Below are 20,872 nucleotides of genomic sequence, written 5' to 3' on the forward strand. Positions count from 1 at the left end.
GTAATAGTAATTTACAAGTTACATGGTGTAAATATTAAACTTTTAATTTATACAATTTCTTATTTTCATATAAAATTTTCAGAAAGGAATGTAGAAAATAGGGTAGTCCGTAAAATATTATCGCATATAGTGGTGATGAGGTGATGCTCCATGACAACAAAACCATCTCCACTTAAACTAGGCAATGAAATGTACGGTACGTTGAAAATTGAAAAAGCGTTTCTTGAAGCATTAGAAATGTATTTTATAAAACAGCAAGACCAAAAAAACTCCTAGTTAATTAGGAGTTTTTTATTTCGTTGAAAAAGATAAAGTAGTAGATATGATCATTCAGTTTTATAAATCCATACGTAATTTTCACCTATATAAGTATCCCAGTATTTCCATTGCCAAGGTGGAGGGGGTGTATCTTGATAATATAATTGATAAAAGACATTTAACCATTTTAGAGAATAATGATTAATTTTTAGCGAGTGATACAAAGCGCTTGGAATAGGAAAAGCCAATTGATATCCACCGCTACCTTTTCTTGAATAATGGTATATATGGAAAGGTTCATTCAAGGGTAAGCTTTTTAAATCAGCTGTGTAAAAAAGAATGCCGTAGTTTTTAGCCCCTTCAAAAAATTTAAGAAGGGATTCAACATCTGAATATTGTGTGTTTCGTATGCCGGTGTTTAATGTGAGAAGTTTCATTAAAGAGCCTCCTAAAGTAATAAGGATTTTTCCTATCTATCATACTTTCCAGATTTAATAAAAATATTCATTTATATAAAAAAATTTTATTAAAATGAATTTTTTGTTTGTGTTATACAGACATGAGACAAAATTATCTCTTCATACATTAAAGAAATAACTTACATAGAAAGAAGGAAGAGAGCATGAGAGGGAGGTTACAACAGCTTCAAAAAATATATTATTTTTTAATAAAAATATATAAAAACTAGTAATGTACAGATTAGTTGCATATCCTAATAACATTTGGCATAATATAGAAAAAAGGGTGTACGGTTAGGAAAGGAGGAAAACAAGATGAAAACGACGATTCCTGCTTGTTTGGTTGATTTATCAGCACAAGATCAATTCATTATTGATACAGAAAGTTATAAATATTCATTTATGATTCGTTATGCATATAAAAGATTACAAGAAGGAATGGCAGTCGGTTCTCTTGAAAAAATTCTTTCTGCAAAAACAAATACTAATATTCGTGTAGCAAAAGATGCCGTAGCGGAAGCCGTTCAATTAATCAAATCTAGAAAAGCATTAATGATAGAGTATTTCGAATTATGGAAATCCCGTTTTGAGAAAACAAGCACAAAACTAGAAAAACTACTTTGTATTCCAGATATAAATCCAAATTCAAAACGGATATTAGGATTACAAAACAAATTAGAAAAACAAATTTTGAAAATGGATCATTATGAACAACATGTGAAACATGATACGTATGATGAAGTCATATTTGGCGGGCGTGAAAACTTTGAAAAACGTACTAAAGGTTTAATTACAAAAGAACAATGGCAAGAGTTACGAAATGGACGTTTTTCTTCACGTGGTGATAAAAGCAAAAAAGGGAATCCTAATCTTCGTGTCATCGAAGAGAATGGTTCTTTTTTCTTAGAGATGACAACAAGTAATCCATTCCAAAAAGGAAAGAAAACGTTATATCAAAAAGTACGCTTTTCTTTATATATTGCATCAAAAAAATCGAAAAAAACAGGTCAATATAACGGACGAAATTACCCTGCATTGATGCGTCAAGCGTTAGCTTCTGGTGATGCATATGCGGTTGAAATTTTAAAGCGAAACGGAAAATATCGGGTTCATATTTCGATTACAGAACAACCTGCGCCACTTGTTACTTTTCCTGTGAATGGATATCGTGGTTTAGATACAAATCCAGACGGGTTGGCTATTTGTCATGTTAAGAAGGACGGAAATCCCAAATCATTTGAATGGTTAGGAGAAGGTGGATTACAAGACTATCCATCTGACAAACGAGAAAATTTAATTTATGAACTTTGCCATAAGTTAGTGAGAAAATGTGTGGAAGACGGTACAGGTCTTATTGTCGAAGATTTGAAATTCATTCAAGATAAAAGTATTAGTGCGAAGTTTAGACGTATGAGTCATTCTTTCTGTTATCGAAAAATCTTATCTACGTTAGAACGTTTGTGTGAACGATACGGTGTGGAGTTTATCAAAGTAAAACCTGCGTTCACATCGATTTCCGGAAGACTAAAATATCAACAAAAATATCGAATATCTGTTCATGAATCAGCAGCACTTACCATTGGTCGTCGTGGCATGGGAATGAAAGAAAGAATTCCAAAAAAATTACAAGATATATTAACGAAACAGCAAACAAAATCATGGAAAAAACAAAACGAATGGGCACGTTGGAGTACAGTTCGAAAACGGATTACAAATATACTCAAAAAACGAAAAGCGAAATTCCATCAATGGTTTCATCATAAACAACACGTGTATCAAACGATAAAAAAATAAAAAACCTCTTGTGCTGGAACGTAGTGAAGAAGGTGCAAGATATCTTTTACAGGGTCGGGTAACACCCGAGGTCGAGGAATCCTTCTTAGTAAGTAGAAGAAGCAACATCCCTTGTCGGTGGAGCGAGAGCTGTCCCCTAGTGCGGAATCCTGTGAGCGCACGTCGTGAAAACGATGAAAACTTCTAACTAAACTATTTTAATAGTTTTTATTAGATTTTTTTAACCAGGCTTATGACTGTTCGACTAAAACAAATTGTACCGATATACACAGAAAGTATTTCTGAAACGGTTAAGAAAAGGATGGTACGTTGCATATGGAATGGTGAAAATCTGTCAAAATACCTAGTTTTGGAGAAAGATCCAAATCATAAAAGATATTATTTACTATCAGGATATGTAGCCTACGAGGCGTATAAAGAAGCAGGAATAAGTGTTGTCGATTGTATCGTCAAGCCTTTTTCGAATAGAACAGAACAGATGGTGCAGCTGTTACAAAATATGTTTCATAATTCTAGAAGTGATTGGATGGGGAAATCGGCTTTAATTTCTACATTGTTAGATCAAGGAACAAGCATAAAGGAAATTGCAAAAAGAGTAGGCGTAAAAAATCAAGATTTGGAACGGTATTTACTTCATCCGGAAATTCCATTGGAAATAGCGAATAAGGCTTATGAATTAAAGTGTGTACCCTTAGTTGATAAAGTAAGACGGTTAGGTATTTCAGATATATTAAAATATCGTTTATATGAGAGAGCGGTATTAAACAAGAGCAATCCTGCTCGCTTAAAGCATGATCAGTTACATAAGGTGAAGTGGTTGTTGGATTTAACGATATTTTATGAATTGTATGACATTGAATCGCAGTGGCAATATATATTGAAAATGATGGATTATAAAACGGTTTTAATAAGTATGTTGCAGTCCGAAATTGAAAAAGAGCTGTCTCATTGGGGGAGAGGTCCAGATGACGATGATTTTCCAAGCTTAACAAATTAAAAAAGAGAAACTCTATAGGAAGAGATTCTCCTTTTTTCTTTGTTCTACGGTAATTGGTAAATACTACCAAATTGGAGTCGAGGTGCTCTCCAGTAGGTGTCGTTTTTTAGTTAATTGGAATTTCTAATTCATGATATTTTCCGTTTTTTCCTTTAGAAAAGTAAATAAATGATACCTTGCTGTAATTAATTGTGAACGATTTGTATGCTCTATTAGGATCATCTCCTAAGAAATATTTGGTTCCTATATAACCACGAACTGTTTTCCCAGGGGGGATTACAGAATCGAATTTGTATTTATCGGGAAGTTCCATGGAGTATGGGATTAAATTATAGAAGTCACCTAATTTTGCGTAAAATAGGGTGTTTTCTATAGCACTGTTGCTTAATATATCAATTGTTTGGTCTGTTGTATTCGTAATGTCTAAAGGTAAAATAAGAGTAACAGTCTCTCTACCATTATAAGGATCAAAATATTTGATTGGCTTCAATGGCTGAAGTACATGATATTTAATTCCTTGCAAATCTTGAAAAGTACGATTGGATGGAAAATTATCTTTTTGGATTGTATACATGTTATTATTTGCGTTTACAGTCCTGTATTGCAGTATACTAAAAACAAGGAATAGTAGTGTGAAGGTTATTCCTAAAATAAAGTATATTTTTTTCATTCTTCATCAACCAACCTTCCTTCGCTAACACAAATAATACGATCGATGATAGGATTACTTAATATTGTTTCATCGTGACTAGCTAAAATAATGGTTGTTCCTTTTTCTTTTTCATTTTTCAAGAGTTCTAAAACAAGTTGTATTCCTTTACTGTCTAGGGCGTTAGTAGGTTCATCTAATAATAGTAATTTGGGTTTTTCCATTAAGGCTTGTGCAATTCCCAAACGTTGTTTCATGCCTAACGAGTATCTTTTATATTTCCTCTTATCTAATTTGTTTAGACCTACTGTATCAATTGTGCTTAAAATTGCTTCATCTGTGACCTTTTTATTAATAGATGCTAGAAATTTTAAATTTTGAAATCCAGAGTACCCGGGGATAAAACTTGGATATTCAATCAATATTCCCATATCCTCTGGGAATTGAATATCTTTACCAATTTTTTTGTTATCTACGTAAACTTCACCTGAATTTAAATGAAGTAATCCAGCTATTGCCCGTAAAATCATCGTTTTTCCTGATCCGTTATGTCCTTTTAAAACTAACACTTCGCCTTTTTTTACTGAAAAGCTTATATTATTTAAAACAAAATTGCCTTTTAATTTCTTCACCATATTTTCGCATCGGATAAATTCTGGCATATTTTAATCTCCTATCACATCTAATTTTTTAAAACTCAAAAAGCTTACTATTAGTATCAAAATAAATGTAATGAATGAAACTAAGAAAAACTCATTATATTGAATGGAGTGAGAATGACTGGCTGTTAGTTGGATTGGACTATGATCCACAAAATACCAACGTCCTGGCATTACAAAAGATCCTAACAGATAATGGCTATGAATAAATACAGAGCCTACTAAGTAGGTTACTAAGCAGCTCAAAGCAATAATACTAGGCATATAGAGTGTAAACAGTTCATAAATTAAACATAGTATATAGCTAATAATTATTTGAATTGCCATGGTGTACAATATATTACTAAGAAATAGATTATTTGACATAGAGGAGGAACCTAATACATTTATAAGTGAAAAATACAATGTGAACCAAATAACATACATAACAATCCAAAGTACGAACGTATAAACGAATAATGAGATCATTTTACTTGACCATAACAAAGATTTTTTTCTAACACGAGGAAGCAAATATACACCGTTTTTTTGTATATCTGAATGAGTAAAATGTCCTAGTGCCAATAAAGGAATCAACTGAAAGAAGAGCCAGTAAAAAGGGAATGTTAGACGACCTTCTTTATAAAAGTGAGCTAGATTAATAAAATCTACACCTGAAAATATTTTATAAAAATTAATACTTAGAGAAACATGTCGCTCATTCATGGCGGTAAGTTGATTCCATGTACAATAAAAAACAATAGCAGTGTATAAAAGGATTAGAAAAGTAGACATTTTCATGGTATCTCTAAAGCGTAAATACAAGTCTCTTTTTAATAAATAGTATAATATCATTTATTAATGCACCTCTTTCTCTTCTTCCGAAGAGATATAATTCTTTTTCTCAATAATGAATATGCTAAGGGCATATATGAAAAAGAATATACCTACACGTAAGGCTATTATGCCTATGCCGTTGGCTGGATTTTGGAAAAAGGTATGTATAAATAAGTAGCCGTTTAATAGTAACGCATCTACTGTTATTGTACATATTAAAATAATTATTACCAGAATGTTTGGTAATAGAAGTTGTAAAAAAGCAGCCACTACCCCTATGAAAATAATAGAAAACATCTGAAATGGTACAAACCTAAAAAAGTTAATTTTTTCTGTACCTGAGGAAATTACATAGGCAGTTAAACTACTCTGAAAAATAATAACCCCGCCAATTATCATTGTAAATATGATTACTTTTAGATAATATATGCTTACCAGTTTTAACGTATTATTCATTCGGTGGATAACGTAAATATTAAAAAATCCCGACATGGTATATACAGCAAAAATAATTATTAATGGAATGAAAATCATTGATAAATGATGAACAGATAGTAATTTGAAAAGTACCTCTAGACTGCTCATTTGATTGTGTACAGTATCTTTTGTTAAGAGGTATATTGTAAGTATACTCAATGCCAAAATAACTAATAATGATTTGTATTTTGTTTGTATAGTTTCTTTTATCGAATTATAAAAGAACATGCTTTTTACTCCCCCAAACATAAACACATAAGGATAAAATCCAAATAATAATTAAGACAATTAAGAAGTTTTGAAGTTCAAAAAAGCCAAGATCTTTAATTAAGTATTCTTTTGGATTAATAAATGATTGTCCAATTGTTAACCAAAAGATATGTAAAATAAAAGGAACTACATAAACAAAATATACTCTTTTGATGAAAAAGGAGACAGCTAGTGCTAAACTTGAACAAATTGCGCCATACATCCCGTTTAAAAATACATACATAAGAAAATATATGTTGGGGTGCCCATAATAAACGGTATGAAATTGAGCGGTTGGAGAGATAGTAGCCGACGTATAATTTATTATTGGATTTGGAGCAACCGCTGGGTATGTCATTAAATATAAATAAAAATTAAAGAGCAGTGGAATAGCTATAATTAAAAACGAAATAATAAAATTAATTGAATACAATGATAAAAAGTAACGTTGAGTTCCCATCTTGATTAAAACTGAATATAAAAAACCATTATTTCGATCCATTCGGTACATTCCTGAAAAAGTAACTGCAGCTGCTATAGGTAATACAATGAGATACAGTTCACTGTAAAATGGAAATCTATTAAAATATAGAATATTAGACAAATATGGGGATATAACTATTGAGTGCGTACTATTAAATCCCTTAGTTGTTATAAAGGTAAATATATATTGTATAAAACTAATAATTAACATCATGAATAATGTGATCCATAATATTTTACCTTTGAAAAGTCGTGTTAAAAAATAACTCATTGTTGGACATCCTCCAAAATATTACCAGATTTAATTTTTTGTAATGTGAATAATTGATCTGCCACACCATAACATTTGTTATTTGTATTTAGCCATATATAGCGAAAAGAAATATAGGCTTGTTTGCCCTCAAATTTAGGCATTTGAATTTCATACTGATAAACATCTTTAGTGCCATTTTTTTTCATATACTTAATTTCTTGTTTCCATTGTATAACTTTCCCATCTTCCTGTTCGATTCGTCCTAATAAATAATTGGGCTTGTTTTTATTACTAAAACCTGATAAAAAAATATAATTTTGTTCTGGTAATACACCCGGTTGAATTTTTTTATTTGATATGTTTTGTTTTATACGAATGTCGTTTACATCTATTTGCTTATCGTAAAATGTTTTTCCATCTTTACTTTCAAAAAATACCTGATTGAAAATGGCATTGTTATTTTTATTTTTTAATTCAATTCTCCTTAAATTTTCTTTTTGACTCGTTGCATCATCAATAATGATAATGGGTTCTTTAATTTCTTTTTGACAGGCAGTTAACAAGAATAAGGTTGTTGCGGAAATACATAATAAAATTAAATATCTTACTAATTTGATTTTGATTACCTCCAATCAATTTTATGGATAAAATAACCTAGTGATATTACACAAGAAAACGTGTCATTCTTTTTGGAAAGGGAAAAGAAGTCCATCTTTTATTATAATAGTTTTTTATATCCGATTTCCCTTAAATTTTTATGGTATTAATAATTGTAATAATTTTTTCAACTGTTTTCTGATAAAGGATTACACTGGTGAAAGTTGTTTTATAGTGAAATAATTAATTAATCCTTTTGTCAGTAATAGTTATTTTAGTCTATCAATTTACAATGTTTATCGTAATCCTCTGACAAAAAAAGTTGTATGATTCTTATTAAGAATCATACAACTTTTACATGTAGCAAAAAAATTTTAAAGAGCGCGGTATTATTTGAAAATATTACTATGATTTAATTTTTACTTAATATTCAGTATAAGATCCTTTTGGTCTAACGCTATCAGGGCTCCAATCAACATTATATGAGTTATTCTCTCTTGAATACCCACCAAAACGGACAGGAACTTGTTTACCATAAGTCTCAACTGCATTATTTATGAAGAGATATGTACGCCCTGGTTGTACAGCACCTTCATGTTTACCATCCCCAGAAGCGTTTTTCCAATCTCTTCCCCCACTCCACACATTGGCATCTGCTTCCGCCCAAACATTGAAAGAACCTGCGGAATTGCTAGAATTCACACGCATATACATTGAGGAAGTATTATCTTTTCTACGAGCGTTTGTATAATCCCAAGCACTATTCCATTGGAAAGTAAAATTGACAGTTTCATCACTTGTATCAGCTAGCGAAAATTTACTTACTCCAAAAATACTGAAAAATGTACCTAAAGCTAATATTAATATAAGAGCGAAACGACTATTTTTTCTAATTATCATTTAACATTCTCCTCTTTTATTATTAGAATATTTTAAATAATTCCGCCTCTAAATATTAACATCTTCTTCCTATAAATGTTAATATGTGAAATTCAAATAAAATATTTCTCAATAAAAATCAGAAAAATCAATTTTTAATTCGCTTATTTTATACTTTCATAATTTGAAAACAATATTTGAAGGATGGATGTTTTAATTAGGATGGTTGAATTGTATACGAAATGGAGGAAGTGGTAACTTATCCTCTAAGTTTAGAACAAAAATTAGGTAAAAAGATATCAGCATACTGGATGTATAAAAAAGAAGGAAGCGCTATATTGATTGTATTGTAAGTCAATTTTTTTTAGAAAGAAGCAACCAGTTTTATTATTGAAAAGTATCTTTCAAATGGTTGGAGTGAATTGGTGGATAAATCTATTGTGATTTTTAAACGTTAGACAAGGAAGGGAAATTTAATCATCGGGCAAGGTTGTTTCAAGTGAGAAGCTGATCAATATTTACAAGAAGGAAAAAATAGATAAATACAAAGAAGAAGATGGTTGGTGATCAGCTAGAGGATATCAGTTGGTAAGTAGAATTATTATTTAATAAAAAAACGAGAAACATGTATGTCACAGGGTTTCTCGTTTTTTATGTTTGGTTTGAAAATCTTTTACTTATGAAGGGGCTGATGCCCTTTTAGTGGTGAGCGATTTAATTTTTGATGTAGTTTCTTCTGTATTACTTTGTAAATCATTAAATCGTATGAAGGTGTATCAAATACAATAGGTAATATTTCTTCAGGACGAATACGATTTGTGTGATCTGGATTGTTGTATAGAAATTTGCATGTGAAGGTAAGATCTGCTTCCGGTTGTGGATTTTGTTGTATCTGAATAGCACTCCAAAGATTTTTATTTTCTTGATAATAAAGAAAACAAAAATCTTGCTCAATATGTGTTTTCCATTGTTTTTCTATCTCGACTCCACGTTTAATCTTTTTGAAATTATTTAATGCAGAAGCATGTTTTTTTTCTAAGGCTGTTATAGAAGAGCTTATACTAGATATAGTATCTTCTAAGTTCGTAATATTAGCTTCGATATTTTGTTTTTGTTTGGTAAAGGAATCTAGTTGTATTGTTAAGTTGTTTTGTTTAGATTTTAATTCTTGTATTTCTTTTGATTCAGATCCAGCATAAATAAATCGAGTCCATTTACGGAATTTATTGCTGAATTGTTTTTCTGTTTCTTTGATTTTGGATTTTGTAATGCGAAGTTGCTTTTTTATATTTGCTGTGTCAATTAATAATGTGTTATGAAGGACGGACATACTGTTTTTCTCTTGGGTTTTCATTTCTTTTTCCTGAAAAAGCAGTTGTTGTTTTTGTTGGGTTTCTTGAACTGTTTGTTTTATTTTCTTGAAATCCGATTGAGCTTGTCTGTGAAAAGTAAACATTCCAGGGTGATATGAATGAAGTTTACTATGATGAAATTCCATTGTACGTGTAAGTAGTTTCTGAATTCGATCAATATTAATACTGGGTGTTCTAAAAGGACAAGGTTCACTTTTTTGTAAATCTAAAAATACAATTTGATGATGTAAAGAAAATAACTCTATTTGTGAAAAGCCCTGATTATGTTTTAAACGCCCGTAACATCCGATTTTTCTATTTTCTAGGCATTGTAAATCTGTTTCATTATAAATATGATAAGGTGATACTGACAAGCGAAATGGACGATCGGATTTATTTGAGCCTTGTTTAAATACAATGTTGATATAACCACCGTTATTACGAGCCTCAACTCTTTGTATTGTTCCATATACAATTGCGATTTTGTTTGGGTATTGTTTAGATGAGTCAATTGCTTCATCGGGAGATAGCAATAAATTTTCGATTTTTTTAGTTTCATTATCTTCGGTTATAACAGGTAATTCTCTCCAACTTTCCCCGTAGCGATTGTAAATGTCTTGCAGAGCACCGAATGTTTGTAGGTGTGAAGCTTTAGGTTTAATTGTTTTTCCTAAACCTTTTGTGGAAGATCTAATTTCAGTTTTTAATATTTGATTCATCCGATTTAATATGATGAGGCGGGCAGTTTGTTTTTCAGCAATTTCGATATGGTCGAAAGAATCAGATAGTTCTTTGTAATAATCTGATGGATCATTAAAATAGCAGCCTTTGAGATGATCATGATTTTTCTCTTGTGATTTGCGACGGAGTTTGAAGTGGGTTTTATTTCCGTTTTCATATATATAATGTGTTAATTTAGGTAGGGCATAATCAAAGGGTTCAGTATGATTTTCTTTTATCCATTTTTTATAGCAACCATAGCAATAAAAGCTATCTTTAATTAATTCATAATAAGGATGAGTGTCTCCATGTTTTAATCTTAATTTTTTAATATCTTCAGCGGTATCTTTTATCCAGTTAGAATCATTTTTTCGTACTGCATAGGGCATAGAACTTATAGAAGTCATATTTCAACATCCTTTTTAATAAATTTTCTTTTTTATTAACATAAGTTTTTTAATTTAGAAGAGTTAGTACATATTTTGTTTTGATTTGTAAAATTCTAATTTTTCTTTCGTTAAATTTATTATACTAGAATTATTGTGTTTCAGAAAAGAGAAATATTCACATGTATCTGCTGTTGTAGCAAAATTAGGGTTGAAAAATTGAAACGGCAAATAGGTATTGTATAGATGAATTCATTAATATTTAGTAATTAATAGATTGAATTAAAACGCTAAATTATTATAAAATGATAATATATTTCATGAGAGGAAGATAATTTGTGGACATTATTGACATTGACATATTAAAACCTATCTTTGATCAACTAGCTATGCGAGTAGCGATGATTTTATTCATTCCGCTACTGATTACATTATTAGGTGTTGCGATTTTAAATAGATGTAATGCACCTAAGGTTGTTATTTTATATGGTATGGTATCTGTATTTTTGTTTTCTGTGTATAAAATGTTTGGATTATTCTATATGTAAGTAGAGGACAATTTGTCTATGGAGTAAAATATAGGTATAAACTGTTTCCAGCTTTTAATGATAATTATGAATTTCAAATTTGCTGTCTTTTGATGAAAATAGTTAAGAGATTTAAGAAGTTGTACAACAATTAGTTTAAACTGGTCGATTTGTAACAACATTCCAATATCGTTTAGATCCGTTATTTACAGTACGTTATGTTCATACGACGCCGGTGTTAAATAACTTAATTAATCAGTAAATAAAAAGAAGATGGCTGTTAACAGCCATCCTTTTTTATTTTAAAGCAATAATTCGAAAAAAGTACATTGAAAGAACATAGCATATATTTAATGTTTATTCTTTGTGTTTGGGATTTTTGATTATTAACTGATTATAAAGGGTTACATATCGACCGTTTTCAATAACAGTATGTTCCGGGGCACCATAAAAAATATTATTAACGCCATATTTATCTTGGAGTTTTGAAATAATACTTTTAATGGTTTGTGTCATATCGTTTTGGGTATATAAAATCCCTTCTTCTAGTAACATATCTTCTATTGTGTCAATGTAATCATCCCCGATAAAGTTAACATCACTTTCAAGTTGAACATGTACCCATTCGAGGTAGTCATTAGCTACTTTTAGTAATTCTTCTTTCATATTGATTCATCTCCTTAATTAGAAAAAAGAGAACCTCTTTTTATAAAGGTTCTCCTATTTTCGAGAATTTATTCATATTTATAAAAATAATTCATAATAATGAATAATAGGTAGACAAGTTGTTCATAATGAGAGTAGGGTGTTTATTTGGGTTGATAAAGTTCCAAACCTTTTTCAACATGAGCAATAAAGTAATCCGCTAACTCTGGATTTTCATCATGAGTTTTTTGTAATACTTGGCATAATCGTTGTAAACGAAAATCAAGTTCATGGTTTGGAGAATCTGTTTCCTGGGTGAGAGCAGGGAACAGGTTCAGTTCTTCTTGTATTTGTTCTAGAAATGTAAGTGAAACAGTATCGGTTTTCATTGTTTCTAAATTACTGAGGTAGCCTGGTGAAACATGTAATGTTGCTGCAAGGTCATTTAGTGTAATCCCTTTGTGTTTTCGTAATGTTCGGATGGTTTGCCCGAGATGTTGTAACAAGTAAATACCTCCCTTAATTAGTTCTTAAACAAATATTTTATCTTTAAAAATATATGCAGTTGGGGAAGAAAACAGACTTTTTATAAATGACTTTTATGAAAATGAAATAGTGGAAGGAGTGGAGTTTTTGAAAGATACAGAAGCAATCGGGTACATTGTAATGGGAGTAAGTAGGATGGGATATGGATTAGATGTTATATTTCAGGCAATGGATGTAGCTCAATTGGTGTTAAATCAAACATTAAAAGAAGAATTGTGGAATGAGGATGTCTTAGAGGTAGTTGGAAATTTAGTACATGAAATAGAAATAAATGAAGACGAGTTAAAATCTGAAATGTACTGGAGTTTTGATATTCACACAGAAAACGAAGCGGGTATCATTTATAAAAAAATTATGGATTTAAGAAAGAACGAATCAAAATTAACGAGATAACAATAGTGTGATTATGTAAATAGGATTTAGCTTGAGGGAGAGCTAAATCCTATTTTTTTATTTTTAATATTACTTTTGTGTAGTTATATCTGTTATATGACATTCATAAAATTATTAGAGATATGAGGTGAGGTGGAATATGACAAGGTGGATTAATGTTCAAGAAGCGATGAAGATTTTAGAAGAAAACTATATAAAGGTAAGTTATAAAACATTTACGGATTGGCTTCGGAAGTTAGAAATTGCAGCAGTTCCATCAGAGAATCGGAAGGAGGGATGGAGTATTCGCGAGGAAGATTTATTTGAGTTTATCGATAAGAAACGTCCAGGGTTACGTCAAATTTTGCAGGAATATCAGCATCTTATTCAAGATATAAATGATGTAAAACAACAAGTACAAGTTTTATTTCATAAAAAAAATGAAGGAGAAGTTGAGTATTTGGAAGGAAGGGCGAGTATAACGAATGGGGACATTCATTTTTTATATGATGTGGTAAATATTATGTGTGAAGAGATATCAGCATTGCAAAAGCAGAATCAATGGATGAAAGATGTGTATGAACAAGTGGTAGAAGAATATGATTTATTGCAACAAAAAGTGAGTACGTTGGACGCAGTGATTGAAAACAGACAACCACTGAGCAACATAGATGAAAATAGGATTCAGGGTTTGGATGAAAAAGCATTTCAAGGGCTATTAAGAGCTCAATTTAAAAGACTCTTTCCTGATCGTACATATTCATTAAAAGGAGAGAAGGGATTGCAAATATATCAAGATTTTTGCAATCTTGTATTTCCAAAAGAAGATAAACATCTGGGGATAATAAAGAAAGGAGACGAGTATATTTATCAACGAACAGATGAAAAATCTACACAGGTAAATCGTCTTTATAATAAAGTAATAAAAGAGTTATTAGAAGATATGGAAAAAAGAGCCGTTTTGGGAAAATAGGCTCTCTTTTTCAGGGTACTTTATTCATTTTTGTAAATTAATTTTATAAAAATGAATAACTAGTTCTTAATTGGTAATAATAACCACTAAGCAACTATTCCTTTTGGTATAATATCAATCCTTGTTCAATATGAGAAATAAAATAATTTGCTAACTCGGGATTGGTATCATGTAGCGTTTTCAGTAGTTCGCATACCCGATCTAGTCGGAAATGTAATTCATGATGAGGAGAAGTTGTGTGATTCAGGGAAGGAAATAAATCAAATTCCTCATTCAATTTTGCGAGTAACGTTAAAGAAATGGTATCTGTTTTTTGTGTTTCAAGGTTACTTAAATATCCCGGAGAGACTTCAATTTGCTCAGCGAAATTTTGAAGAGAAATTCCCTTTTGCTTTCTTAAATTACGAATGGTTTGTCCTAATTGCGTAATCAATTGTAATTCCTCCTATGCAATTTGTTTTGAAAGGTGATGATTTTAATGGCTGTACAAAAGAAGCTTCAACTCAGATCGATTTCGTATATTCATGATCCTGAAGCTGCACAAAAATGGTTTCAACTATATGTGGAACTTTTAGTAGAAGTAATGAAACAAAATGATTCTATGGACAAGGATGACGTGCATACATTGTAAGCACAACATGATGGAAGGGCTGGTTGTATTGAAGAAAACAGTCGCATATTACCGTAGTTCATCTAAAAAACAAGAACACTCCGTTCGAATGCAGAAATATTATGCAAAGGCGTATTGCAGAGATCATTATATGAAGCTGGACTATGAATATGAAGATCCATATGTATCGGCTAGAATTATACATATGAATCAGCGACCGGGTTTACGAAAGTTGTTGGAAGCAATTCGAAATGATGAAATTGAACATTTAATTTTGTATAAGAGAGACCGGTTAGCAAGAAATGTAATCGAGTATATGGAAATTTATGAACTTCTTCAGGAGAAACAGATAAAAGTTCATTTTACGACTGTTGGAGAACCGGTAATGGAATACACGCCGATGAATCGCTATCTAGAAGTGATTATGGCTGGCTTCGCACAACATGAAGGTGAACAAATTAATAAACGGTTTGATGCTATGCGTCAGAGTAAATTTGATGCAGGAAAAGCAGTGAGTCGGCTGCCATATGGTTTCCAAAATAATAAAAAGAAAAAAGAAATTGAAATCGTAAAAGATGAAATGGATATAGTTATGTTTATTTTTAATGAATTTTTGAACGATACATGCACATCTTTGCAACAAATAAAAGATCGTTTAGATGGAAAAGGTTTTAAGAAACGAAAAGGACTTCCTTGGGAACTACAAGATATTAGACGTACATTAGAAAATTCCTTTTATATGGGTGTATATAGTATTCGATTGAAGGGAGTTCAACAAGAACATCAGCTAGAAGGCACAATGCCGATTGAACCGCACCAATGGGAAGCTGCGCAAGAAAAACTAAATCAAATAGTAAATAAGCGTGGTTCTACGAAAATGAAAAAGGAAATTGCTAAAGAAGATATTCTGTATCGTATAGAAGGACTCCTGCAATGTTCTTATTGTAAAAAACAATTAGAGGGAGTGGTTAAACGGAGAGGAAATACATTTTTAATAGGATATCGATGCAAAGAACATCGTTTGTATATTGATAAGGAATATATCGAACAAAAAACATTTGAAAAAATGAAATGTTTTTTTCTTAATTTACGAGAGAAAGAATTTGATGGCTTGTTTCAGCGTTACTATAGACAAAATGTAAAAGAAATAGAACGAATGATACAAGGGCATAGTCAGCGTTTAGATCAAAAGAAAAAGACAGTGCACACAAAAGTACAAAGATGGTTAACGGAAAAGAAAAATGAAAAGTTACACAAAGAATTACTTGGTTCTTATCAACATTTTCAGGAACACAAACAAATAAAAGAAGAATTGGAATTAAAACTAAATGTATTAAAAAAGGTGCCTGGTGTAGTAAAGGATTTGGAGTCTAATGTCCATAAACAACTGATGTTAGATTCCTTACCAGATTATAAGGTTATGGAGTTATTTCAAGATTTGATTTTTACTGTAATTGTAGATAGACACGGTTATGAAATTATTTTTAAACATCCATTTTTACATTATCAAGAGGTGCATACATGTGAAGACAATTCGTGATGTTTTAGAAAAAGGAAAAAAAGGAGCTTTTTATGCGAGGGTTTCATCTGATCGTCAAACAATCGATGCACAAAGACATCATGTATATGAATTTATAAAAAACTATGATTGTGAAATTGTGAAAGAATATGTAGACCCTGGAGAATCGGCATTTAAAAAGAAGTTAATCAAGCGTCCCCAAATCATGGCGTTATTACGAGACGTAGAACAGGGGAAATATGATTTTGTGATTACGTATGCAGATGACCGCCTTGCGCGATCAGAGATTGAACATGTACAAATACGAGTAATAATGAAAGAAGCGAAAACAGATGTCATATTGACGAGTACGGGAGAATTGTATACAGAGCGTGATATTATTACACAATTAATTCGAGAGGGTGGAACTCGTTATGAAGTAGAGCGAATCAGTGCACGTACGAAAGATGCGTATGGACAAAGAACAGACTATGGTCAATGGATGGGAGGACCTGTACCATTTGGATATGTACAGGATGAAAATACCAAGAATTTCTTTATTCTAGAAGATGAAAAAGAAATTGTGTTAAAGATATATCAGTTATATCAAAATGGCGAAGGGTTTGCGGATATCGCCAAAATATTAAATGAGCAAAAGGCGAAAACAAATACAATCCATTGGAAAAAGGAACGAGTAAAGCACATTTTGACCAATCCAATTTATGCAGGGTATGTTACATTCGGAAGACTAAAACCTGGATCTGGGAATAGTATTGAAGACTTATCCAAATGGAAAATGGCAAAATGTGAAGAGATTCCACCTATTATGACCAAGGAAGAATGGTTAGCTACTTTTCAAATGTTTGAGAAAAAAAGAAACAAGGAATTACCTCCCAAACAATTAAAAACAGAGTATGTTCTACGGGACTTAATTTATTGTAAAAGTTGTGATGCTCCCTTGCTTCCAAAGAATCAAGAAACTAGAGGGAAAAATGGCAAGAAGTATGGAATCAAGAAATATATGTGTTCGAATAAATTATGTAAAGTTTGGTTCTCAACAGATGAGCTACATGCACTGGTTTTTGATAGTGTTATAAAAGAGGTTACGGATAAAGTCATTTCTAAATCTCAAACAGAACTGATGTATGAAATGGAACAAATTTTAGAAAAAGACATAAAACAAATAAAAAAAGAAATCCAGCGTTTGAAAAAACAGGTGGATAATTGTCTAGTTTGGATTAAGGATGCGGAACGTGAAATAGACGAATTATATAATCAAAAGAAGAAATTGGTGGAAGTTGATCCGAAAATAGATCCTTTGTTGGATGTAATGTTGGATTATCGTTTGCATTTGTTGCACGAAATCAGGGGGACAGAGGAGTTAATCGCAAAAAAAGAAGCAGAAATGAAGCATATTGAAGACGTCGATTCTAACCAAGGTATGTTACAAAAAAATGTGTTACAAGCATTTCGAATAGAATTTACAAATTTACAAAAAGATATGAAACGAGTTCGTCAACTTTTGGTGTATTTAATTGATAAAATTATAATAGATCAAAATGGGAAAACAGAATATATTTTAAAAATAAATTTAGAGCAATAAAAAGTAACTCGGAAATTTGAGTTTCTTTTTATTGCTTTTTAATATCACAAATATGGACGTGCTATATGTTGTCATTTAGAAATATGCTAGTTTCAAAGAAAATATTTTTCTCGGCAAAAAGGTGAAGGAGTTATGCCAAGAAAAACGTTTACTCGGTATTAAGTTAGTAATGGTATACCATTACTAACTTAATACCGAGTAGTTTTTTGAAAAAGTGGGACGAGACCTTATGAGATGTAAGGTTTGTCTTTTTGGTTTTAAATAAAGAATATTCTGATTTTTGATTCTCGGTAGAAAGATGAATTATATTTTTGGGTTACGGTTTTGGGGTGAATTAATCCGGTGTATATTTGAGGTTTAGTAGTGACTCTTGAAATAAGTAAGAAGAATATGTTATGTAACATTTATAATAAGAGCTTATTTTTTTCAAAACACTATTATGATATAGATTATATTAACATGTTAATAATACCTTCCTTATATAAGGAAGGTGTTATTATTAATGAACTTTTACTTGTGAAAATATTTTGGCTTGCGTTTGATGATGTGTAATCCATTCTTTGTATGTCATTCCTACTTCTTTAGCAAAGTTTTTGCGTATTTTAGTGGGGTTTGAGGATACTCTTTAAATCCATGATATGTAAATGTTTCTTCCTTGTATCCTTGCTCTCCTAAAACAAAAGGAGGCTTAAGGGAGAAATCTAAATATTTCTCCAGTTGTATAGTAGAGGTATCGATGACAGAATTTTGATATAAAACAAATGCATGTAATGTGTGCATCAAGTCTGAACCTTCGCCTGTTGAAGGTAACTTATAATTTTTAGAAGGTTTAGTCCGTGCAAAACCTTGTACGTACTTTAAATGTTTATTATCAAGTGCGAATTCTTCACGTAAGAGACAGTATAATAATGCACTTGCATAAATACATAACCCTAATTTACGGTTATAATGATTTAGTTGTTCTAAAATCAAGTTATCTACTACATCGAATGGCACTTTTTTATTTTCTGGAGTCATTTGAAAAACAGATGCGAGTACAGCGTGATGAACATATCTAATATTTTTAAGTAATGCAGCTTGTTGCATTGAGCTTAGATTTATAAATGGCTTCGGAGGAAAAAATTCGATTGTTGATGCATCATATTTAAAACCAGTTAACCACCTTTTTTGCCATTGGGATACTAAAACGTTGGTACTTTGTTTTACGCTGTTAAAAGAATGATATCTTTCTGCGTCGGTCATCATTAGTAACACTCCTTACTGTAAATTTGATTTACCATTTAATAATCTATATATTAGTTATAATAAATGTAATGGTAAGAAAAATAAACAGCTATCTCCTACGATAGCTGTTTATTTTTAGTTTGGTTACTTTTCTTTTCTAACACCTTTGAAAGGTGTTGTACTACTTGTTTTTTGGTCAAGGAATCGTCCGGTTGCGCTGTCACGCTTAATCCAATTTCCGTTTGGACCTTGTAATTGGCTACGCCCTTTTACTGCGCCAATACGTCCTTTTCCAGGTTCTCCATTTTTCGCCATGAAAATTCTCCTTTCTTCTGTGCTTCATGATGTATATCTTGTTGTATGATTATTATTTTATATGAAAGTATTAGATTTTTATATCATTTTTAGTGTCAACTTATTCAACTACAACATTCTCATAAATTCTTCTTCGCTAATAATTTCAAGCTCCTTCCCCTGTGCAATCAATTTTTCTGCTTTCTCTAATTTAGAAGATTTATTTCCTTTTATCATCACGTTGTCGAAATCTCCGATGATAATATAGTTAGTGTTTTTGTTAATACCGTTTTGTGGAATGCCACCTTTATTAGCAATTAACTGTGCGGCTTCTATACGAGTATACGCATTTAATTTGCCTGTAAATACGATATGTTTTTGATAAAAAGGATGATCTTCAGATACTTCTGTTGCTACGTTAATATCTTTTAAATTTAAAGAGGAGTAGGATTGAGATTGAACTAATGAAGATCTATAGGTGTTACCAGAGATTTCGCCAGTTCTAATGTGTGTTTTGGAATAAATTTCTTCTATATTTGGTAGATCATATTTATGAGATAGTTGTAACATGAGTTGAGCACAAGCCCTTGCATCTTCCAAAGCATTATGATGGTTATTTAATTCAATGCTAAAATGTTTGCAAAGGTATTTTAAGGTATAGCTCTTTTCTCCGGTTATTAATTTTTTTGATAGTTGGTATGTACAAAGTAAGTTGTTATAAACAGATGGAAGTTCATACCGTCTTAAACTATCCCGGAGTGCGTATCCATCAAAAGGAAGATAATGAGCGACTAATAATTTGTTTTCAAATCTTTTTTTATACGCTTCATAAAATTCTGGAAATGTGAGGGCGTCTTTTACATCACTTGGTGTAATTCCGTGAATAGCGATATTATAATAGTCAAAATCTTCTTCTGGATTAATTAATTCATAGAGGGTATCAATGATTTCTCCATTTTCGACAAAGACCATACCAACAGCACAAATGCTATGACGATGATGGTTAGCAGTCTCAAAATCAAAAGCTACGAAATTATGCATTTTGCACCGCCTTCTCGATAATAACGCGTGTAATAAGGGTATATGTTGTAACCACGTTCTTCGGGATCTGCCACATGTTTATGAATCTCGTCTAATATCTTTTGAGTCAGTTCTTCACGAGTGGGCGCAAAACAACTACGTCCATGCCCGACGAATCGCCATATATAAGATTTTCGTTTGTTTGTATTTCCTTCCGAATCTATATAGGATTCAAATCCGAAGAGTACATAGCCTATTCTATTTTCTAAATGCCATAATTCGTAAATAGGAATGTTTTTTAAGTTTTTATATGCAGAGATTTCTTTTGTGAAAGATTGATAAGAACGTACTCCGTGGTCAAATAAAAACAGTAATGCATCATTTTTATGTACAAAAGATTCTTTGATACCTGTATCAGTCTCCGCAACATATCGTTCATCCATAGGCAGATCGGGATGCGGATTGGTGAAATAAAATAGTTTGCCGTGTTTCAATGCAAACACTCCCTTTCTAATTGAATATTTTTAATTTTA

25 protein-coding genes are annotated in these 20,872 nt (G+C 31.3%); 9 read left to right on the top strand and 16 right to left on the bottom strand.

Going from position 1 to position 20,872, the window contains the following annotated elements; translation table 11 throughout:
- Window positions 1-150: 150 nt before the first annotated feature.
- Window positions 151-276: a hypothetical protein gene (locus PDK19_RS01030; RefSeq protein ID WP_258959470.1), complete on the top strand. Its 126-nt coding sequence runs from the start codon at window positions 151-153 to the stop codon at window positions 274-276.
- A gap of 50 nt (window positions 277-326) precedes the next feature.
- On the opposite strand, the gene PDK19_RS01035 is transcribed toward PDK19_RS01030, so the two are convergent.
- On the bottom strand, window positions 327-695 hold the full coding sequence (locus PDK19_RS01035) for a hypothetical protein (protein ID WP_076868873.1): 369 nt from the start codon (window positions 693-695) through the stop codon (window positions 327-329).
- Between the two features lie 336 nt (window positions 696-1,031).
- Here PDK19_RS01035 and PDK19_RS01040 point away from each other — a divergent pair, with 336 nt between their 5' ends.
- Complete coding sequence (locus PDK19_RS01040) at window positions 1,032-2,510, top strand: IS200/IS605 family accessory protein TnpB-related protein (RefSeq protein ID WP_076868872.1); 1,479 nt, start codon at window positions 1,032-1,034, stop codon at window positions 2,508-2,510.
- Between the two features lie 301 nt (window positions 2,511-2,811).
- A complete protein-coding gene (locus PDK19_RS01045) occupies window positions 2,812-3,507 on the top strand; it encodes a helix-turn-helix domain-containing protein (RefSeq protein WP_258959471.1) in 696 nt (231 codons plus the stop codon).
- Window positions 3,508-3,613: 106 nt separating this feature from the next.
- On the opposite strand, the gene PDK19_RS01050 is transcribed toward PDK19_RS01045, so the two are convergent.
- The 8 genes from PDK19_RS01050 to PDK19_RS01080 form a co-directional block, all read right to left on the bottom strand.
- Window positions 3,614-4,177 (bottom strand): hypothetical protein, encoded by a 564-nt coding sequence (locus PDK19_RS01050; RefSeq protein ID WP_076868870.1) that lies wholly within the window; start codon window positions 4,175-4,177, stop codon window positions 3,614-3,616.
- Complete coding sequence (locus PDK19_RS01055) at window positions 4,174-4,818, bottom strand: ABC transporter ATP-binding protein (RefSeq protein WP_076868869.1); 645 nt, start codon at window positions 4,816-4,818, stop codon at window positions 4,174-4,176. Before PDK19_RS01055 ends, PDK19_RS01050 begins: the two co-directional genes overlap by 4 nt.
- A 3-nt stretch (window positions 4,819-4,821) precedes the next feature.
- Complete coding sequence (locus PDK19_RS27355) at window positions 4,822-5,649, bottom strand: hypothetical protein (RefSeq protein WP_076868868.1); 828 nt, start codon at window positions 5,647-5,649, stop codon at window positions 4,822-4,824.
- A 3-nt stretch (window positions 5,650-5,652) separates the two neighbouring features.
- Window positions 5,653-6,336, bottom strand: a complete 684-nt coding sequence (locus PDK19_RS01060; protein ID WP_076868867.1) for a hypothetical protein — start codon at window positions 6,334-6,336, stop codon at window positions 5,653-5,655.
- On the bottom strand, window positions 6,323-7,111 hold the full coding sequence (locus PDK19_RS01065; RefSeq protein WP_076868866.1) for a hypothetical protein: 789 nt from the start codon (window positions 7,109-7,111) through the stop codon (window positions 6,323-6,325). Before PDK19_RS01065 ends, PDK19_RS01060 begins: the two co-directional genes overlap by 14 nt.
- Complete coding sequence (locus PDK19_RS01070; protein ID WP_076868880.1) at window positions 7,108-7,710, bottom strand: hypothetical protein; 603 nt, start codon at window positions 7,708-7,710, stop codon at window positions 7,108-7,110. The genes PDK19_RS01065 and PDK19_RS01070 overlap by 4 nt, the downstream gene beginning before the upstream one ends.
- A 403-nt stretch (window positions 7,711-8,113) precedes the next feature.
- Complete coding sequence (locus PDK19_RS01075; protein WP_076868781.1) at window positions 8,114-8,590, bottom strand: hypothetical protein; 477 nt, start codon at window positions 8,588-8,590, stop codon at window positions 8,114-8,116.
- A 652-nt stretch (window positions 8,591-9,242) separates the two neighbouring features.
- Window positions 9,243-11,048, bottom strand: coding sequence for a hypothetical protein (locus PDK19_RS01080; protein WP_076868780.1), 1,806 nt, complete (start codon window positions 11,046-11,048; stop codon window positions 9,243-9,245).
- 317 nt (window positions 11,049-11,365) lie between these two features.
- On the opposite strand from PDK19_RS01080, the gene PDK19_RS01085 reads away from it, so the two are divergent.
- Entirely contained in the window at window positions 11,366-11,575 is a 210-nt protein-coding gene (locus PDK19_RS01085; protein ID WP_000351252.1) for a hypothetical protein, read from the top strand.
- Between the two features lie 336 nt (window positions 11,576-11,911).
- Here PDK19_RS01085 and PDK19_RS01090 read toward each other — a convergent pair whose 3' ends face one another.
- Both PDK19_RS01090 and PDK19_RS01095 read right to left on the bottom strand, forming a co-directional pair.
- On the bottom strand, window positions 11,912-12,220 hold the full coding sequence (locus PDK19_RS01090) for a hypothetical protein (protein WP_076868779.1): 309 nt from the start codon (window positions 12,218-12,220) through the stop codon (window positions 11,912-11,914).
- A 143-nt stretch (window positions 12,221-12,363) separates the two neighbouring features.
- Window positions 12,364-12,705 (bottom strand): helix-turn-helix domain-containing protein, encoded by a 342-nt coding sequence (locus PDK19_RS01095; RefSeq protein ID WP_076868778.1) that lies wholly within the window; start codon window positions 12,703-12,705, stop codon window positions 12,364-12,366.
- A gap of 118 nt (window positions 12,706-12,823) precedes the next feature.
- Here PDK19_RS01095 and PDK19_RS01100 point away from each other — a divergent pair, with 118 nt between their 5' ends.
- Window positions 12,824-13,138: a hypothetical protein gene (locus tag PDK19_RS01100; RefSeq protein ID WP_254848097.1), complete on the top strand. Its 315-nt coding sequence runs from the start codon at window positions 12,824-12,826 to the stop codon at window positions 13,136-13,138.
- 139 nt (window positions 13,139-13,277) lie between these two features.
- The gene (locus PDK19_RS01105; RefSeq protein ID WP_076868776.1) at window positions 13,278-14,090 is read left to right on the top strand and encodes a DNA-binding protein; all 813 of its coding nucleotides are present in this window, start codon (window positions 13,278-13,280) and stop codon (window positions 14,088-14,090) included.
- Window positions 14,091-14,184: 94 nt separating this feature from the next.
- On the opposite strand, the gene PDK19_RS01110 is transcribed toward PDK19_RS01105, so the two are convergent.
- Window positions 14,185-14,523: a helix-turn-helix domain-containing protein gene (locus tag PDK19_RS01110; RefSeq protein WP_000632660.1), complete on the bottom strand. Its 339-nt coding sequence runs from the start codon at window positions 14,521-14,523 to the stop codon at window positions 14,185-14,187.
- Between the two features lie 45 nt (window positions 14,524-14,568).
- Here PDK19_RS01110 and PDK19_RS01115 point away from each other — a divergent pair, with 45 nt between their 5' ends.
- Genes PDK19_RS01115 through PDK19_RS01125 form a run of 3 tightly spaced genes read left to right on the top strand, consistent with a single transcriptional unit; the run spans window position 14,569 to window position 17,801 of the window.
- Window positions 14,569-14,721 carry a hypothetical protein gene (locus PDK19_RS01115; protein ID WP_175879545.1) on the top strand — a complete coding sequence of 51 codons (153 nt, stop codon included), beginning with the start codon at window positions 14,569-14,571 and terminating at the stop codon, window positions 14,719-14,721.
- Between the two features lie 28 nt (window positions 14,722-14,749).
- Window positions 14,750-16,240 (top strand): recombinase family protein, encoded by a 1,491-nt coding sequence (locus PDK19_RS01120; protein ID WP_258959472.1) that lies wholly within the window; start codon window positions 14,750-14,752, stop codon window positions 16,238-16,240.
- Window positions 16,224-17,801: a recombinase family protein gene (locus tag PDK19_RS01125; RefSeq protein ID WP_072770216.1), complete on the top strand. Its 1,578-nt coding sequence runs from the start codon at window positions 16,224-16,226 to the stop codon at window positions 17,799-17,801. The genes PDK19_RS01120 and PDK19_RS01125 overlap by 17 nt, the downstream gene beginning before the upstream one ends.
- A 573-nt stretch (window positions 17,802-18,374) precedes the next feature.
- Here the strand turns inward: PDK19_RS01125 and PDK19_RS01130 are convergent.
- From PDK19_RS01130 to PDK19_RS01145, 4 genes are all read right to left on the bottom strand, one after another.
- Window positions 18,375-19,043: a hypothetical protein gene (locus PDK19_RS01130; protein ID WP_140383337.1), complete on the bottom strand. Its 669-nt coding sequence runs from the start codon at window positions 19,041-19,043 to the stop codon at window positions 18,375-18,377.
- A gap of 126 nt (window positions 19,044-19,169) precedes the next feature.
- Window positions 19,170-19,340, bottom strand: a complete 171-nt coding sequence (locus tag PDK19_RS01135; protein ID WP_001097071.1) for a hypothetical protein — start codon at window positions 19,338-19,340, stop codon at window positions 19,170-19,172.
- A 108-nt stretch (window positions 19,341-19,448) separates the two neighbouring features.
- The gene (locus PDK19_RS01140) at window positions 19,449-20,360 is read right to left on the bottom strand and encodes an exonuclease domain-containing protein (RefSeq protein ID WP_000551413.1); all 912 of its coding nucleotides are present in this window, start codon (window positions 20,358-20,360) and stop codon (window positions 19,449-19,451) included.
- Complete coding sequence (locus tag PDK19_RS01145) at window positions 20,345-20,842, bottom strand: hypothetical protein (RefSeq protein WP_088106398.1); 498 nt, start codon at window positions 20,840-20,842, stop codon at window positions 20,345-20,347. Before PDK19_RS01145 ends, PDK19_RS01140 begins: the two co-directional genes overlap by 16 nt.
- Window positions 20,843-20,872: the final 30 nt, after the last annotated feature.

Source organism: Bacillus cereus group sp. BcHK124 (genome assembly GCF_027712065.1).
GTDB classification, from domain to species: Bacteria; Bacillota; Bacilli; order Bacillales; family Bacillaceae_G; genus Bacillus_A; species Bacillus_A pacificus.

Bases quoted from the DNA above. Each gene is read 5' to 3' on its own strand.
- PDK19_RS01030 (WP_258959470.1), top strand. From the start codon at position 151: ATGACAACAAAACCATCTCCACTTAAACTAGGCAATGAAATGTACGGT.
- PDK19_RS01035 (WP_076868873.1), bottom strand. From the start codon at position 695: ATGAAACTTCTCACATTAAACACCGGCATACGAAACACACAATATTCA.
- PDK19_RS01040 (WP_076868872.1), top strand. From the start codon at position 1,032: ATGAAAACGACGATTCCTGCTTGTTTGGTTGATTTATCAGCACAAGAT.
- PDK19_RS01045 (WP_258959471.1), top strand. From the start codon at position 2,812: ATGGTACGTTGCATATGGAATGGTGAAAATCTGTCAAAATACCTAGTT.
- PDK19_RS01050 (WP_076868870.1), bottom strand. From the start codon at position 4,177: ATGAAAAAAATATACTTTATTTTAGGAATAACCTTCACACTACTATTC.
- PDK19_RS01055 (WP_076868869.1), bottom strand. From the start codon at position 4,818: ATGCCAGAATTTATCCGATGCGAAAATATGGTGAAGAAATTAAAAGGC.
- PDK19_RS27355 (WP_076868868.1), bottom strand. From the start codon at position 5,649: ATGATATTATACTATTTATTAAAAAGAGACTTGTATTTACGCTTTAGA.
- PDK19_RS01060 (WP_076868867.1), bottom strand. From the start codon at position 6,336: ATGTTCTTTTATAATTCGATAAAAGAAACTATACAAACAAAATACAAA.
- PDK19_RS01065 (WP_076868866.1), bottom strand. From the start codon at position 7,111: ATGAGTTATTTTTTAACACGACTTTTCAAAGGTAAAATATTATGGATC.
- PDK19_RS01075 (WP_076868781.1), bottom strand. From the start codon at position 8,590: ATGATAATTAGAAAAAATAGTCGTTTCGCTCTTATATTAATATTAGCT.
- PDK19_RS01080 (WP_076868780.1), bottom strand. From the start codon at position 11,048: ATGACTTCTATAAGTTCTATGCCCTATGCAGTACGAAAAAATGATTCT.
- PDK19_RS01090 (WP_076868779.1), bottom strand. From the start codon at position 12,220: ATGAAAGAAGAATTACTAAAAGTAGCTAATGACTACCTCGAATGGGTA.
- PDK19_RS01105 (WP_076868776.1), top strand. From the start codon at position 13,278: ATGACAAGGTGGATTAATGTTCAAGAAGCGATGAAGATTTTAGAAGAA.
- PDK19_RS01115 (WP_175879545.1), top strand. From the start codon at position 14,569: ATGGCTGTACAAAAGAAGCTTCAACTCAGATCGATTTCGTATATTCAT.
- PDK19_RS01130 (WP_140383337.1), bottom strand. From the start codon at position 19,043: ATGACCGACGCAGAAAGATATCATTCTTTTAACAGCGTAAAACAAAGT.
- PDK19_RS01135 (WP_001097071.1), bottom strand. From the start codon at position 19,340: ATGGCGAAAAATGGAGAACCTGGAAAAGGACGTATTGGCGCAGTAAAA.
- PDK19_RS01140 (WP_000551413.1), bottom strand. From the start codon at position 20,360: ATGCATAATTTCGTAGCTTTTGATTTTGAGACTGCTAACCATCATCGT.